Here is a 14,719-nt window from a genome sequence, read left to right as displayed (position 1 = left end):
GAGCGGTCTTTTTAGGGAGGATCCCAGCTACAACAGGCTGGACAAGTATGTAAATAACGAGTGAAGCGATAAACCAACTTTGTGTAAAAAAAATGGGTGAAGCGCACCTATCTAAGACCAGTAACAAGTAGCGTTAAACTACCTATTTTTGCGATTTTTTCAAATCCTGTCGAAACTGAATGGTCAAATCTTGCCTGGCTTACTGTTTTAGGTAATCCCATTAACACTGGTAGAGCAAATGTTGCTCCAAGCCCACATACCGCTACGATAATGTGAACCGCTAATAATCCACCGTAAAAACTCAAAAGGAACTTTTAGGTGGTGTAAGTAAGAGAAAAGACCCTCTTCTCTTAAAGAAAAGAGGAGGGTCTAGTGGGGGAGTCACGTTATTTGCTTTTCTCAATGCAGGAAATCAGGCGTTTCTCGATATCATATCCAATTTCACTTAGTTTGTCTTTGCCTGTTAAGTTTAACAATGTGGTTGGCTTCGGCATACCAATCTTCGTTTGACCGTCATCATCAAAAACAACGATTTTACAAGGAAGAAAATAACCAACTAACTTATCTTCATTTAGGACACGCTCGGCCTCTTTTGGATTACAAACCTCGAGAACCCGATAAGGGGTTTCGAAGTTCATTCCTTTTTCTTGCAACTTGGCCGACAGATCAAAATCCCATAATACCCCGAATTTTTCTGTTTTCAGTTCATTACTTAAGTCAGAAACTGCCTGATCGACAGGTTTAGAGGTTTCCACTGTATAATGAAAACTCATAGAGCAAAACTCCTTTCATTACCATTCTGTTTTCATTTATACCCGGCATCGTATATTCTAAACGAAGAAACTCTAAAAAAAACAAGCGAATAGGTAGTGACCCCTAAAAGTTAGTTTTTTAACTCTAACTTCCGGGGTGCACTACCATTTCGCTTGCTTCTTTCTCTATTTTGTCATTTTAAATGCTGCATTTAACTGTCCACGAATCATTTCATCTCTAATTTTATCTTTATCTTTTTGCTTTTCTTTTTTATAAAGCTTTTTAATTTCAAATGTTTGCATGCCATCTTCAATTTGATTTGCAATGTCCATTAGTTTTTCTACATCTGTAAACGAGAATTTTCTTGTACCACCACCAGATCGATCAGGTAGAATAAGACCTCTTTCCTCGTAGTAGCGAATCTTTCTCAGAGATAGTCCAGTTAATTCACTGACTGATCCGATGGGCAGAACTTTTTTATCTTTATATGACATCTCCAGTCACTCCCTATGCTCATATTCATAATGTGGCTACACGTACATATACTATTGAAGTCTTCTAAACTGGCAATCTGCTATCATTATATCATAGCTATTCATTAATCACGGCTGGATTGTTAGAATATCTAACATAACATATGGATCGGGTGTAAAGTTTGTGTTAGGAAAGGTGCCATAGTCCTTGCGGTTAGGGAGGTAGGGTGTCAAAATAGAAATGTGCAAACGGTTGTATTAGATACTGAGGAGGATGCAAGGATGGTATATAAAGAAACCGTTTTGATCACGAGTAAAGTTACAATGGCCTTCTTGATGGACTTTGTAAAGGATGCCAATCTCTTTAGTAGTTACATTATTGTAGAAGTTGAAGGGAAACGATTAAATGCTAAGAGTATTTTAAGTATGGGGAGACTGACAACTCACTTTGGACCGATGACTATTATTGCGACTGGATTAGATAGTGAAGAAGCTTTAAACCACTTGAAAAAAATGTGTAGCGTTGTCCAGAAGAAGAGTGTGTAAAATATATTGGTGTTTTTTGTGCCCGGACATTGTAGGAAATGACCGGGCACAAACATTAGTTTTGTTTTTGGAAAAGCTCACCTAGCTGTTGAGATCGATTCGTTGCATCTGTAATACATGCTAAAAGAGCTTCTTCATAATCATACTCTTTAAGAGTAGCGATTCCAGCTTGTGTCGTTCCTCCTGGACTCGTAATCTTTTTTCTTAAAAGTTCTGCTGGTTGTTTCGTTTGACGAAGCATCATGGCAGCTCCATGAATGGTTTGCAAGATGAGTTCACGTGCTGTTTCCTCGTCAAGTCCATTCTGTATAGCGGCTTTTTCCATACATTCTACCATATAATAGAAATAAGCTGGACCGCTGCCAGATAATCCTGTTACGGCATTCATTTTATCTTCCGGAACGGGCACGACGCTTCCAATCGTTTGAAACAGACGCTTTGTAAACAACAAGTCATTTTTATCCGCGTACGTTCCACCTGAAATAGCTGTTGCAGATAACCCTATTGTAGCTGATGTATTTGGCATCGCACGAACAATAGGGGTACGTGTGTGGATCTTTTCTTCGATATAAGAAGTTGTAATGCCTGCTAAAACAGAAATGATCAGATGGTTTTTATGAATATATGGCTGAATCATGCCTAAAGCATCGGGCGCGTCTGTTGGCTTCATAGCTAGAATGATCACTCTATTTTGTTGCAAAAGTTTCTGAATATCTTGAGTAACATGAACGCTGTATGTTGTTTTTAATTCCTCAAGTCGCTGTGAATTGGAGCGATTCAATAACATAATTTGGTTAGAGTCAACAAACTTTTCAGAAATCATTCCTTCGACAATTGCTTCTGTAATTGATCCGGCACCAATGAAGCCGATGTTCGTTCTTGTCATCATCCTCATCCTTTCCAAATAAAACGCCCACTCATCCTTATGAAAGGACGAATGGGCGTTATCCGTGGTACCACCTTATTTTTGATATCAACATATGATATCCTCTAGTTCCTTATAACGTAGGAAGCGGCTGTATTTCTACAGCTGGCTCGAGGGTAGGTTCGAAATGAGTAAGGTGAAGGGACTTCTCAGCCGATGAATCCCTCTCTCTGGCACATACTAGAATTTCTACTATTCCCTTTCAAAGCCAATACGATCATTCTAATTTTACATAGTATGCTATGAAAATAAAAAAATGTCAACCTCTAATATCGGAAAATTCAAAATAAACTATCTCGATATAATGACAAAAAGAACGAACAGCGATAGAATAGAGGTAGTTAATGTAACGAAAAGTAGAGGTGGCGGTAAATTTGAATTTAACGAAAGAAAAGGTACTGTCAATGACAGTTCCAACTCCGTTTGCTGTTGGTCCGGTAAATTGTTTTTTATTAAAAGGAGATGCGCTGACTCTAGTTGATACCGGCCCGCGTACACCCGAAGCGCAACAAGAACTTGAGAAGCAGCTGCATAGTTATGGTGTCGCTTTTGAAGATATTGATCAGGTAGTACTCACGCATCACCACCCTGATCATATTGGCCTTGTCGGGAGAATGATGAAAAATGGTGTTAACGTTCTAGGGCATTGGAAGAATGACCGATGGTTACAGATGAGCGATTCTTTTTTGAAAGAAAATGAAGCGTTTATGACGGGGATTTACCGTGAGGCTGGGGTTCCTGAACAATATTTTGATCATGTAAGTGATACGCGAGGCTATCTTGCGTATACAGACCGAGCAAAATGCGACCGGCATCTCTCGGAAGGAGATGACGTACCAGGCTGTAGCGGATGGACTGTGATGGAAACACCTGGTCACGCCCAAAGTCATATCTCTTTATGGCATAAGGAGACTGGAATGATGATTGCAGGCGATCATCTTATTAAGAAGATTTCTTCAAACCCTTTACTTGAGCCGCCCTATGTGAAAGGGACGGAGAGACCTAAACCGCTTCTTCAGCAGCGGAATTCTTATCGTAAAACGTTAGATGCCCATCTTCAGTACGTCTATACCGGTCATGGGGAGCCGATTTTAAATCCGGACGAGTTAATCAAGGAACGATTACAAAAACAAGAGGAACGTTCAGAGAAGGTTGCATCCTTTTTAAATAGTCCAATGACCGCCTTTGAAGTTTGTCAGAAATTATTTCCAGGAGTTTATAAAAAGCAAACAGGTCTTACTCTCTCCGAAACCATCGGGCATCTTGATTATCTTGAGTCGGAGAATGTGATAGTTAAAATAAAAGAAAAGGAAAAAACGGTTTATCGATCTAGATCGTAAGAGGTGAAGCACATGAAAAATTTAAAGAATAAAGTTGTTCTTATTACAGGAGCATCAAGCGGAATAGGACGACAGTTGGCAATCGATTTAGCTAAAAAAGGGGCTAAACTAATCCTTGTAGCTCGTTCAGAAGAAAAGTTAATGGAAGTGAAAGGGTTAATTGAACGAAGCGGGGCTTATGCGCCAGCCGTATGGACGATTGATGTCGGGGATGGAGAGCGAGTGGAGCATGTTCTGCCGATGCTGTTAGAAGAGATGCCCCCGATTGATGTTTTGATTAATAATGCTGGGTTTGGAAAATTTGACGCGTTTGTGGATGCCGATATGAAAGATATTGAAGCAATGTTTGATGTGAACGTCATTGGACTCATGCGATTTACTTCACATGTTCTACCAGGGATGATAGATGCCGGATCGGGTCATGTGGTCAATATTGCTTCTCAGGCAGGAAAGCTTGCTACGCCAAAATCTTCGGGGTATTCAGCTTCAAAACACGCAGTTCTTGGATTTTCAAACAGTTTGCGTATGGAGATGAAGGAACACAACATTCAAGTAACAACGGTAAATCCAGGACCAATCAAAACAAACTTTTTTGAAACGGCAGATAGTAGTGGCACTTATACGAAAAACGTTGAAAAGATGATGCTCTCACCAGAAAAGGTATCGCGAGAAATTATTTCTGCTATTGAAAAGGGCACGCGCGAAGTGAACCTTCCGGGATGGATGAACGCTGGAGCCAAACTTTATCACACGGCTCCAGGCCTTGTGGAAAAAATAGCTGGAAAGTTTTTTGACCAAAAATAAAATTGTCTTAAGAGCATCACTTCGGTGCTCTTTTTTTAGGTTCTTTGTTGGAAATTTTTCCATCATTCTTTTTTTAGGGAAATGGAGTTGTCTTGGAAGACTAGAGAGGTTTACGCTAAATTAAGATACGCCTTGTGAATCAAAGAGACGAGCTTAGGGGGGGATGAAAAGGAAACCAATCTATGTTGAATTTCCAATTGAAAAAGAAAACGAAAGCCGAATGAATAGATGAGTTGAGAGAAAAAGTGAGGTTACAAGATGATAGATGAGAGAGTAAGGATATTTGATGAAAATAGAAACCCAATTGGAGTGGTTTCACGAGATGAGGCACATCGAGTAGGGCACTGGCATGAGGTTTTTCAATGCTGGTTCGTTCGGAGAGAAGAAGGGGTTAAACAAGTGTATTTGCAGCTTCGAAGTTCTTTGAAAAAAGATTTTGCGGGTCTTTATGACATTACTGCAGCTGGTCACTTAATGGCAGACGAATCAGTGAAGGATGGAGTGCGAGAAATTGAGGAAGAACTTGGAGTTCCCGTTTCTTATGAAGAATTGCACCCTTTGCTTGTAATGAATGCATCGATCAAGCAAGATAATTTTCTTGATAATGAAATCGCAAATATCTATCTTTTTGAATACAATCAATCGTTCGATACATTTGATCTTCAAAAAGAAGAGGTCGCAGGAATTGTTCAGGCTGATTTTGAAGCGTTCTATGATTTCTGGATGGGAAAACAAACCGACCTTCATGTGGAAGGGTTTTGGTTTAATCATAATGGAGAACGAAAGAACTTGAATCAAAAAATAAGCAAACGTCATTTTGTTCCACATGAATCCTCTTATTATGAAACGATTGTTAAAGAAATGATGAAATACTTCAATCAAATAGAGGATCGTTAATAGGGATCAGGTGTAAGTAGGAAAGAAAAAGATGGAAGGTAGGAGAGCTTAACGTGAAAGGAAGGTCGTTGCCAGTTGTGACAATTAGAGAACTCTCTCTTTCGGATACAGAAGACCGCTATCAGTGGTGTCTCGATACTGAAGTGACAAAGCATCTGAATATGCCAGAAAATTATCCACCGTTTACCCGAGAAGAAACGAGCAGCTGGATTCAATTATGTATCAGTCGAAAAAACGGGTATGAGCAGCGAGCGATTGTAACTGAGGAAGGGAAACATATAGGGTGGGTGGATCTGAAAAATATCGATCAGCTAAATGGCCATGCCGAACTAGGGATTGCGATTGGAGATAAACGTTATTGGGGACAAGGATATGGCTTAAGTGCTATGAAAGCGATGCTTAGATGGGGCTTTACTGAATTGAATTTAAATAAGATTTGGCTCAGAGTGGAAGTGGATAATGAGAAGGCTATCAAGTCTTACAAGCAAAGCGGTTTTGTGGAAGAAGGCATATTGCGAGAAGATCGCTACCGAGAAGGGCATTACGTCGATCGACTTAGAATGAGTCTCTTAAGGAGAGAGTTTATCTAACCAATTACTGAGGTTTTTGCCTATTATTGTCATGTTTTATGCTATACTATCATGTGAATCACGATATTATTCTACTAAACTTAATCTATTCGCTAAAGGAGAAGTTGTATGAATTGGTATTTGAAAGTGTTGAAGAACTATGTGAACTTTCAAGGGAGAGCAAGGCGTAAAGAATATTGGATGTTTACTCTTTTTAACATCATTTTCTCAGTTGTCCTAACACTAATCGAATCGCTTGCTGATATTACTCCATTTCTAACTGGGATTTATTCTTTATTCATCCTTTTACCGGGCCTTGCTGTAACGGTACGCAGATTGCATGATACAGGCCGAAGCGGCTGGTGGGTATTGATTGGACTCATTCCTTTTATTGGTAGTATTGTTATTCTTGTTTTCACTTGTCTTGAGAGTGAGCGAGAAGAAAATCGCTTCGGCCCCAATCCCAAAGCCGTTTAATTTGTCGGAATGGGAAAACGTTTTTATTTAAACCGCTAATCCACCTGATTAGCGGTTTATCTTCTAGTTAGAACTGGTCCTTTAATTATTCAACACATTGGAGAGATGATCGTGAATCCGATATTAATGGAAATTGAAACGTCCCTTGAAACAGAACGATTGCTGTTAAGAATGCCCCAGCCTGGTGATGGGAAAGTAGTAAATGAAGCGATTCAAACGTCTATTGAGGAACTAAGACCGTGGCTAGGCTTTGCGCGGGTAACACCTACTCCCGAGGAAACGGAAATTAATATAACAGAAGCGCACATCAAGTTCCTAAAGCGTGAAAGTTTGCGCTTTCTTGTTTTTTTGAAAGAAACAAATGAGTTTGTAGGATCAACAGGTTTTCATAATATTCATTGGGATGTTCCGAAGCTTGAAATTGGGTATTGGATGGCGACAGGGCATAGTGGACATGGTTATATGACAGAGGCTGTTCAAAAGCTGACTCAATATGCTCATCAAAGCCTGGATTGTAGAAGAGTTGAAATTCAGTGTGATCGTGAGAATGCGCGGAGTCGAGCGATTCCTGAACGCTTGGGTTATCTTCTTGAAGGAACGCTCAAAAATGACGACTTGTCCATTGATGGGAAGAAAATAACGGATACATGTATCTACTCGAGTACCATTTGAACTTATCGCTAATAGAAAAACTCATGGCTGCTTGATCTTAATGGATCGAATGGCCATGAGTTTTTTACAATGAAGGAAGCTTAACGCATTACACTTCCGCCTGAAATTTTTAAAGATTCTCCAATAATGTTCTCAGATGCGTTTGATAGGAGGTAAATGATACTGTTCGCTACTTCTTCGGGTTGTGTGATTCTACCTGAAGGCATTGCTTCTTCTACTGCTTTTAATTCTTCTTCAAAGCTTTTGTTTTCTCTTTTTCCTTTTGACTCAATGCTATTTCTTCCCATTTCTGTGTCAACGAAGCCGGGACAGACAGCGTTCACTCTAATTCCATCACGAATCGCTTCATGTGCAAATGACTGTGTAAATCCGGTAATGGCAAACTTTGAAGCACTATAGGCGGTGTTTCCAAAAGTTCCTCGAAGCCCCGACAGAGAAGAGAGGTTCACAATGGAACCTTTTTTCTTATCATCACGCATTTTACTGTAAACGAGCTGGGTTAGTAAAACCGTTGAGAAATAATTTAGTTCCATCACCTTACGAAGGTCTTCTTCTTGTAACTGATCGAGCGTATCGCCGCCACCAATTCCCGCTGAATTAACTAACCCTGTAATCGTTCCTCTTTCTTTTATCGCATTTTCGATCAAGGTAGCACGATCTTGCTCATTGTTTAAGTCTGCTGGAAGCACGGTAACTTTAGCATCCGCAACTAGCTTTTCGCACTCGTTCTTTAACGTCTCTAATTTCTCTTTATTTCTTCCTGTAATCGTAATGGTAGCCCCGACTTGAACAGCGGCTTTTGCCGTTTCAAATCCAATACCACCAGTCGCTCCAGTGATCAACACGTGCTCTTGCTTTAGTGCGTCTTCTTTAAAAATCGCCATGATTTCTTCCTCCTTTTTTGTTCTAGCCATTTCTTTCCCGTTTGAAGACTTATAAAACCTTCAACAAACGAAAAGACAGGTAGCCCGCTGGCTACCTGTCTTAACTACCTTCTTATTGAACGCCAACGGCATTAAATGCTTGTTTTACTGACTGTACTTCCGAGCTGCTACTTCCATAAAGATCAGTTGCAGCTTGAACGGCTGCTGCTCTCATTTGACTAAAGTTCGAAGACGCGGTTAGATATTGCGTTAGCGTACGATAGTAAATGGCGCCAAGCTTGTCTTTCCCAATTCCAGATACGCTTACTCCGTAGAATGTACCACCTTCACTTAAAAGATAAGCTGCTTTATTCATAATTCCGCTATTAATATGAACTCCACCGTTATCCTGTGTACCTGTATAGCGTACAGAGTAATGATCAGGGTCGCCAAACTTCGCAGGGTCAGACATCGAACGAAGAGCGTCTCCAGAAGTTCCTGGTGTATAAATGTCTTCGCCAATTAACCAGTCAGGATTATTATTATCATGATATTCCACAAGTGTTCCGAACACGTCGGACATTGATTCGTTCAGCGCTCCTGATTCATTTTGATAAATAAGATCGGCTGTCGTATCTGTAACAGCGTGTGTTAATTCATGTGCTACAACATCTTCACCGCCAGAAAGAGATACGAACGTGGAGCCGTCTCCATCACCATAGACCATTTGGCTACCGTTCCAGAACGCATTATTGTAGTTACGACCATAATGTACGGTAGATTCTAGTGGTGCCCCGTTTCCGTCATAACTATCGCGGTTGAATACATCTTTATAATAATCATACGTTGCGCCTGCATAGTAGTGAGCATCGACAGCTGCCGCGTCATAGCTTGCGTTGAAGGTGTTATCCGCATCAGCCCATAACGAACCCGGTAGCTTAGTCCGATTAGCTGCGTCATACGTGAAAATACCGCCGCCTCTCGTTGTATCTTTCAAATAATAAGTTGAGGAAGAAAGAAGCGTGTTGAACGTCTTTTGGTCACCAAGCACGCCGGTTCCACTCGCTGTTTGAATTGTTCCGGTGATTGCGCCACCGCCCGGCTTCCCAACACCTTCTTTTTTAGCTTCGTGAAGCGCGTTAAAACTTGTTAGCACTTCACCACTTGTTGCGTCAATTATGTACTGCCAGTTCCCTGGTTCAGGTGAAAGGAAGTTTAATGTGACGTGATAAGCATATGTCGGAGATTCTCCGTCTGCATAAACGACAAGGTTTGATTCGGGTTTCTGTTCATAAGTTGGAGAGAAGCCTAGATCTTTTTCTGCTTTTTTAATAGCATCTTGTTTCTTGAATTTTGTTGCTTTTTTAAGCTCTTTCTTCGATCCAAGGTCCGGAATAACTGTACCGGATACAGCAGTTAAGACGCCGCTTTCATCAACGTGTGCGGTTTGAGTGGAGCCGTAAACCGGTGTTCCTTCATGAAGCTGCTGTAAACGAAAGACCGTAAAGCCAAGGTCGTCTTTTTCTTTAGAAATGATTTGAAAAGCGTCCTGTGCTGATGATCCACTAAATTTGTACATGCTTTTCTGGTCATTTAAGTAATCGAACAACACTTGATTGGGATTTTGAGAGCTTGCTTTTGTTAATTTCCCGGAAACAAAAGATGGCGTCCCGGTTTCTTTATTCATATTCGTATCAGCTGCCGCGAATGTTGAGGATGGAGCAAACATGGTACTTACCAGCCCGACTGATAAACCAATTGAAAGCAAATTCTTTTTCTTTCCCATTCCAATTTCCCCCTCGTGATTAAGATGAGCTAACTTTATCACAAAAGGCTAAATATTCAAATTATTTAAATGATTTTGATAGTTACGACCTATCCTTTTGTGTGTAGTCACGGGACCTTTCTCCTGTAATTAAAATACCGACTGGTTCAATAGGCTTAGGTATTCTCACACTCAATAGACGATAAATAACCAAAGCATATGAAAAGACGTCTTTCCTTCCTCCCGTTACCTTTAATGAACTTTGGTCAGTCAAGACGTTTTCTCATTGGAAGAAAGTACTTATTGTAAAGGGAACGTATATTCGAGTAAAATACAGGGTATAGATAAAAAGAACAAACGTTCTGTTATGATGGAAGGAAGGGGGATACGAATGGACTATTCACAGTTTCCAAAAAAAACGATCCTTTGTATTGATATGAAAAGTTTTTATGCCAGCTGCTCAGCAGTAGAGATGGGACTTGATCCGCTTACGTGTTACCTTGCTGTTGTTGGTGATGTAGAACGACAGGGGAGCGTTGTGCTTGCGGCTTCTCCAGCACTAAAAAAAGAATTTGGCATTCGTACAGGAAGCAGGTTGTTTGAAATCCCAAATGACAAAAGAATTCATATTGTTAACGCAAAAATGTCTTCTTATTTGAGACAGTCAATGGAAATAACGAGGCTTTTTCATCGTTATGTGCCATCAGAATGTATCCATACGTACAGTGTTGACGAATCGTTTTTGCAGATTGATGGAACAGAACGACTATGGGGAGATAAATTTGAAGTAGCTTATAAGATAAAAAATGAAATAAGTGAAACATTTGGATTACCAAGTGCGATTGGAATTGGACCCAATCTTTTAATGGCAAAGCTTTGTCTTGATCTTGAAGCGAAAGAAAAAGGGGTAGCTGAGTGGACATATGAAGATATCCCTAAAAAGCTGTGGCCGCTTTCCCCACTCAGTCAAATGTGGGGAATTGGAGCCCGCGTTGAACGTACGCTAAACAGAATGGGTATTCGGAATGTAAAGCAGCTTGCCCATTATCCGCTTCACTTATTAGAAGAGAAATTCGGTGTTATGGGGAATCAGCTCTATCATCACGCGTGGGGAGTTGATCTTTCCGAAATGGGCGCGCCCATTATGCAGGGCCAGATTAGTTTTGGAAAAAGTCAGATCCTGCTAAGAGATTATCATGATCAAAAGGAAATTCAACACGTGATTCTTGAAATGAGTGAAGAAGTGGCAAGACGTGCTAGAAGAGCCGGAAAAGCAGGTCGTACGATTAGTCTTGGGATTAGTTATAGTAAAGAAGAAGGTGGCGGAGGTTTTCGCCGCTCAAGGAGTATCACTAGTCCAACCGCGATTACGCTTGAAGTCTATCGCGTATGTCTACAGCTATTTGAGGAGTTTTATGAAAAAAAAACAGTTCGGAAAATTTCGATCACTCTTTCGAATATTAGTAATGACGAGGAAGTACAGCTGGATTTATTTAATACTGAGCGACCGAAACAGCGAGACCTTGGCTATGTGATGGATTCCATTAGAGAGAAATACGGATCGGATGCTCTGCTACGCGCTGTTTCATACACAAAAGCTGGTACAGCCTTACACAGAAGTAAACTTGTAGGTGGGCATAAAGCATAAAGGGGGGATGATACGTGATTCGTGATCGTGGAAATATAAAGTGGACATCGATGATGTTACCTGAGCATGTGAAAGAGCTACGTGATTGGAAAGAAGAAGAGAAAAGAAATCAAAAGCCTGTGCTTGATGAGCAAAAAATAGAGGAAATGAATGAAGTGATATGCCAGGCTATGGAATTCCATTGGCCGCTGCGCTTTCACTATTTTAAAAACGGTGAAACGAACGTCCTCAATGGCTACGTTCATTATATCGAGCCATTGACGAAGGAGCTACGCATCATTGACCACAAGAATCAAAAGAGAAACGTTAAATTGTTGAACCTTGTTCACGTTGAATTAGAATGAAAAAAATGGATGTACACTCCGGGTGGTAAAAAAGTTTTTCATTTCTTGATTGGGGTAAAATACGTATAACGCAAACTTTGCCAAGACATTTTTGACTGGAAAACCACTATCATCAGAATAAGCAAAATCAAAATCCGGAGTGAGATGACAGATGTTATTAGCTCAAAATTTAAAAGAAAATACGGAGAAAATTAAAGGGATTGACATTCATTATGAGTATTACAGAAATGAAGAAGCAGTTGATCGCCCAGTTATAACCCTGCTTCACGGCTTTTTGTCTTCAAGCTTCAGCTTTAGAAGACTAATTCCATTATTAACAAAGGCCTACACCGTTGTTGCAATCGATCTCCCGCCGTTTGGGAAAAGCGAGAAGTCTCATCACTTTGTTCACTCTTACCAAAATTATGCAGAGGTCGTTGTTGAGCTATTGGAAAGACTTTCGATTGAAAACACGGTCATGATCGGGCATTCCATGGGCGGACAGGTAGCTATGAGAGCATCAGCGTTAAAAGAAGATTTTGTGAGTAAAAATATTTTGCTATGTAGCTCAGGATATCTCGAGAAAGCCAAACAGAGTCTCGTCTATACATCCTACTTACCTTTCTTTTCTGTCTACTTAAAACGCTGGCTTTATCGAAAAGGAGTTAGGGGGAATTTGCTCAATTGTGTTTATGACCCAGCGCTTATCGATGAAGAGATGATGGATGGTTATATTCAACCCTTCTTTAACGAAGGGATTTTTAGATCGTTGGTTCGTATGATCCGTGATCGGGAAGGTGACCTGTCCGAAGCGGAGTTAAAACAAATTCATACACCGAGCCTCCTAATATGGGGAGAAAATGACAGAGTTGTGCCATTGAAAATTGGGAAACGTTTAAGCAGCGACTTACCAAATGCTGAGCTGATTGTCTATAAGAAAACTGGTCATCTTCTTCCTGAGGAGCGACCAGCATCGATTATGAAAGACATAGAACAGTTTTTAACTCGTTAAATAAAGGCTGGTGTCAATGGTAGAGAATTCTCTGAATAAACTCCTTTAAGCAAGGAGTTTATTTTCATGCAGGTAGAAAGAGTTGACTCAGCAGAATCATGCATGATAAAGTAAATCTCGTTCGATTGTGAATTCAAATAAAATTTGAGCTTATGCTCATTAATAATTGCATATTTCTTATTAAGAGAAGTGGAGGGATCTGGCCCGAAGAAGCTTCAGCAACCTCTGATATTCAGAAAGGTGCTGCTTCCAGCAAGAGAAATCTTGAGAGATAAGAGCAAAAGCCCTCTTCTCTTGAAGTGGGTTTTTTTATGCTATAGAAAAGTAGAAGGAGATAGAGAGAATGGAAAAAGAAATTAAAGGAAATGGTCTGGCGTTACTTCCTCTTGGCATTTTTATTGTGCTCTTTATTGGCACAGCGATTGTGACAAAGGATTTTTATAGCATGCCGGTTATTCTTGCTTCATTAATTGCTGCGGGTGTAGCTCTTTCGATGAATCGAAAAGAAAACTTTATGAAGAAGGTGGAAGTGTTCTGCCGAGGAGCAGGAAATACCAATATTATATTAATGATTCTTGTCTTCTTATTGGCAGGAGCTTTTGCTGGAACCGCTGAAAAAATTGGCGCGGTTGATTCGATTGTGAATCTTGGAATATCCATTCTTCCGGCGAATTTGTTAATCGTTGGTTTATTTTTGATTGCATGTTTTATTTCCATTTCAATGGGAACGTCAATGGGAACCATCGTAGCCCTTGCACCGATTGGAATTGGAATCGCAGAACAAACGGGAGTTGCGCCAGCACTTGCCTTGTCTGCAGTTATTGGTGGGGCGATGTTCGGTGATAATCTTTCCATGATTTCAGATACAACCATTGCAGCAGTTCGAACACAAAATACGCAAATGAAAGACAAATTTAAAGTAAACTTCTTTATTGTATTGCCTGCTGCTATTGTCACTGCCGTTATATATGGCGTGTTAACGATGGGAGAACAGGCAACAGTTGGTGGAGAACGTGCTTTTGATTTGATCACGATTCTTCCATATTTAGGTGTTCTAATCGCAGCGATCGCTGGGGTTAATGTTCTTGTTGTCCTTGTGAGCGGAACGCTATTTGCTGGAATAGTGGGTCTATTTAACGGTTCATTTGGAATGAGTGGACTTATTTCCACCGTTACAGAAGGGATTAAAGGAATGGAAGACCTTGCGATGATTGCCCTCGTAATCGGTGGTATGATCGAAGTGATCAAGCATAATGGCGGTATTCAATACGTGCTAGATAAGATTTTAAGTAGAGTAAACTCACGTCGAGGAGCGGAATTTGGTATAGCTGGTCTAGCTAGTGTGCTTGATTTATCGACAGCGAATAATACGATTTCAATCATCATGGGTGGACCGCTGGCGAAGAATATTTCTGAAAAGTATGGCGTTGATCCACGGAAATCAGCTAGTATTCTAGACATTTTCTCAGGCAGTATTCAAGGGATGCTCCCATATGGTGCTCAGGTTCTAGCGGTTGCAGGACTTGCATCGATCTCGCCACTTGCCCTCTTACCATATTCGATTTATCCTATTCTTATTGCGGTTGCTGGAGTGATTGCGATTTTCATTAACTATCCCTCTTTTCAAAAGAAAGAGGAAGCAAACGGTTAGA

The 14,719-nt window shown here is 40.5% G+C and carries 17 protein-coding genes, 1 riboswitch and 1 other annotated feature; of the genes, 11 read left to right on the top strand and 6 right to left on the bottom strand.

All coding sequences use genetic code 11. The annotated features are described in order from the left end of the window. Window positions 1-107 precede the first annotated feature (107 nt). The 3 genes from ATG70_RS22175 to ATG70_RS09760 form a co-directional block, all read right to left on the bottom strand. Window positions 108-305, bottom strand: a complete 198-nt coding sequence (locus tag ATG70_RS22175) for a hypothetical protein (RefSeq protein WP_142329568.1) — start codon at window positions 303-305, stop codon at window positions 108-110. An 81-nt stretch (window positions 306-386) separates the two neighbouring features. Further along, window positions 387-773: a DUF302 domain-containing protein gene (locus ATG70_RS09765; protein WP_098444123.1), complete on the bottom strand. Its 387-nt coding sequence runs from the start codon at window positions 771-773 to the stop codon at window positions 387-389. Between the two features lie 165 nt (window positions 774-938). Further along, the gene (locus tag ATG70_RS09760; protein WP_098444122.1) at window positions 939-1,247 is read right to left on the bottom strand and encodes a MerR family transcriptional regulator; all 309 of its coding nucleotides are present in this window, start codon (window positions 1,245-1,247) and stop codon (window positions 939-941) included. A 261-nt stretch (window positions 1,248-1,508) separates the two neighbouring features. Here ATG70_RS09760 and ATG70_RS09755 point away from each other — a divergent pair, with 261 nt between their 5' ends. Next, window positions 1,509-1,772: an HPr family phosphocarrier protein gene (locus tag ATG70_RS09755; protein WP_098444121.1), complete on the top strand. Its 264-nt coding sequence runs from the start codon at window positions 1,509-1,511 to the stop codon at window positions 1,770-1,772. A gap of 55 nt (window positions 1,773-1,827) precedes the next feature. Here the strand turns inward: ATG70_RS09755 and proC are convergent, their stop codons facing one another. Then, on the bottom strand, window positions 1,828-2,661 hold the full coding sequence (gene proC / locus ATG70_RS09750) for a pyrroline-5-carboxylate reductase (RefSeq protein ID WP_098444120.1): 834 nt from the start codon (window positions 2,659-2,661) through the stop codon (window positions 1,828-1,830). A 37-nt stretch (window positions 2,662-2,698) separates the two neighbouring features. Then, window positions 2,699-2,912 (bottom strand) — a binding site (T-box leader). Window positions 2,913-3,071: 159 nt separating this feature from the next. Here proC and ATG70_RS09745 point away from each other — a divergent pair. The 6 genes from ATG70_RS09745 (at window position 3,072) to ATG70_RS09720 (ending at window position 7,456) form a co-directional block, all read left to right on the top strand. Then, window positions 3,072-4,037: an MBL fold metallo-hydrolase gene (locus ATG70_RS09745; RefSeq protein WP_098444119.1), complete on the top strand. Its 966-nt coding sequence runs from the start codon at window positions 3,072-3,074 to the stop codon at window positions 4,035-4,037. Window positions 4,038-4,049: 12 nt separating this feature from the next. Further along, window positions 4,050-4,841, top strand: coding sequence for an SDR family NAD(P)-dependent oxidoreductase (locus ATG70_RS09740; RefSeq protein ID WP_098444118.1), 792 nt, complete (start codon window positions 4,050-4,052; stop codon window positions 4,839-4,841). 258 nt (window positions 4,842-5,099) lie between these two features. Beyond that, window positions 5,100-5,738: an NUDIX hydrolase gene (locus ATG70_RS09735; protein ID WP_098444117.1), complete on the top strand. Its 639-nt coding sequence runs from the start codon at window positions 5,100-5,102 to the stop codon at window positions 5,736-5,738. 53 nt (window positions 5,739-5,791) lie between these two features. Continuing rightward, window positions 5,792-6,328, top strand: a complete 537-nt coding sequence (locus tag ATG70_RS09730; protein ID WP_098444116.1) for a GNAT family N-acetyltransferase — start codon at window positions 5,792-5,794, stop codon at window positions 6,326-6,328. 108 nt (window positions 6,329-6,436) lie between these two features. After that, the gene (locus ATG70_RS09725; protein ID WP_098444115.1) at window positions 6,437-6,784 is read left to right on the top strand and encodes a DUF805 domain-containing protein; all 348 of its coding nucleotides are present in this window, start codon (window positions 6,437-6,439) and stop codon (window positions 6,782-6,784) included. Between the two features lie 111 nt (window positions 6,785-6,895). After that, window positions 6,896-7,456, top strand: a complete 561-nt coding sequence (locus ATG70_RS09720; RefSeq protein WP_098444114.1) for a GNAT family N-acetyltransferase — start codon at window positions 6,896-6,898, stop codon at window positions 7,454-7,456. An 80-nt stretch (window positions 7,457-7,536) separates the two neighbouring features. Here the strand turns inward: ATG70_RS09720 and ATG70_RS09715 are convergent, their stop codons facing one another. After that, window positions 7,537-8,340: an SDR family NAD(P)-dependent oxidoreductase gene (locus ATG70_RS09715; protein ID WP_098444113.1), complete on the bottom strand. Its 804-nt coding sequence runs from the start codon at window positions 8,338-8,340 to the stop codon at window positions 7,537-7,539. A 112-nt stretch (window positions 8,341-8,452) separates the two neighbouring features. Next, window positions 8,453-10,105, bottom strand: a complete 1,653-nt coding sequence (locus ATG70_RS09710; RefSeq protein WP_098444112.1) for a M4 family metallopeptidase — start codon at window positions 10,103-10,105, stop codon at window positions 8,453-8,455. 370 nt (window positions 10,106-10,475) lie between these two features. Here ATG70_RS09710 and ATG70_RS09705 point away from each other — a divergent pair, with 370 nt between their 5' ends. The 4 genes from ATG70_RS09705 to ATG70_RS09690 all read left to right on the top strand — a co-directional run bounded on the left by ATG70_RS09705 (window position 10,476) and on the right by ATG70_RS09690 (window position 14,718). Next, window positions 10,476-11,732 carry a Y-family DNA polymerase gene (locus tag ATG70_RS09705; protein WP_098444111.1) on the top strand — a complete coding sequence of 419 codons (1,257 nt, stop codon included), beginning with the start codon at window positions 10,476-10,478 and terminating at the stop codon, window positions 11,730-11,732. Between the two features lie 14 nt (window positions 11,733-11,746). After that, window positions 11,747-12,076: a YolD-like family protein gene (locus ATG70_RS09700; RefSeq protein WP_098444110.1), complete on the top strand. Its 330-nt coding sequence runs from the start codon at window positions 11,747-11,749 to the stop codon at window positions 12,074-12,076. 151 nt (window positions 12,077-12,227) lie between these two features. Further along, a complete protein-coding gene (locus ATG70_RS09695; RefSeq protein ID WP_098444109.1) occupies window positions 12,228-13,067 on the top strand; it encodes an alpha/beta fold hydrolase in 840 nt (279 codons plus the stop codon). Window positions 13,068-13,241: 174 nt separating this feature from the next. Then, window positions 13,242-13,345: riboswitch (SAM riboswitch) on the top strand. A gap of 65 nt (window positions 13,346-13,410) precedes the next feature. After that, complete coding sequence (locus tag ATG70_RS09690) at window positions 13,411-14,718, top strand: Na+/H+ antiporter NhaC family protein (protein WP_098444108.1); 1,308 nt, start codon at window positions 13,411-13,413, stop codon at window positions 14,716-14,718. Window position 14,719: the final 1 nt, after the last annotated feature.

Source organism: Bacillus sp. es.036 (genome assembly GCF_002563635.1).
Classification (GTDB): Bacteria; Bacillota; Bacilli; order Bacillales; family Guptibacillaceae; genus Guptibacillus.
This window is presented reverse-complemented; position numbering and strand designations above follow the sequence as displayed.

Excerpts from the sequence above, each read along its gene's own strand:
- ATG70_RS09765 (WP_098444123.1), bottom strand. The coding sequence starts at position 773 with ATGAGTTTTCATTATACAGTGGAAACCTCTAAACCTGTCGATCAGGCA.
- ATG70_RS09760 (WP_098444122.1), bottom strand. The coding sequence starts at position 1,247 with ATGTCATATAAAGATAAAAAAGTTCTGCCCATCGGATCAGTCAGTGAA.
- ATG70_RS09755 (WP_098444121.1), top strand. The coding sequence starts at position 1,509 with ATGGTATATAAAGAAACCGTTTTGATCACGAGTAAAGTTACAATGGCC.
- proC (WP_098444120.1), bottom strand. The coding sequence starts at position 2,661 with ATGATGACAAGAACGAACATCGGCTTCATTGGTGCCGGATCAATTACA.
- ATG70_RS09740 (WP_098444118.1), top strand. The coding sequence starts at position 4,050 with ATGAAAAATTTAAAGAATAAAGTTGTTCTTATTACAGGAGCATCAAGC.
- ATG70_RS09735 (WP_098444117.1), top strand. The coding sequence starts at position 5,100 with ATGATAGATGAGAGAGTAAGGATATTTGATGAAAATAGAAACCCAATT.
- ATG70_RS09725 (WP_098444115.1), top strand. The coding sequence starts at position 6,437 with ATGAATTGGTATTTGAAAGTGTTGAAGAACTATGTGAACTTTCAAGGG.
- ATG70_RS09715 (WP_098444113.1), bottom strand. The coding sequence starts at position 8,340 with ATGGCGATTTTTAAAGAAGACGCACTAAAGCAAGAGCACGTGTTGATC.
- ATG70_RS09710 (WP_098444112.1), bottom strand. The coding sequence starts at position 10,105 with ATGGGAAAGAAAAAGAATTTGCTTTCAATTGGTTTATCAGTCGGGCTG.
- ATG70_RS09705 (WP_098444111.1), top strand. The coding sequence starts at position 10,476 with ATGGACTATTCACAGTTTCCAAAAAAAACGATCCTTTGTATTGATATG.
- ATG70_RS09695 (WP_098444109.1), top strand. The coding sequence starts at position 12,228 with ATGTTATTAGCTCAAAATTTAAAAGAAAATACGGAGAAAATTAAAGGG.
- ATG70_RS09690 (WP_098444108.1), top strand. The coding sequence starts at position 13,411 with ATGGAAAAAGAAATTAAAGGAAATGGTCTGGCGTTACTTCCTCTTGGC.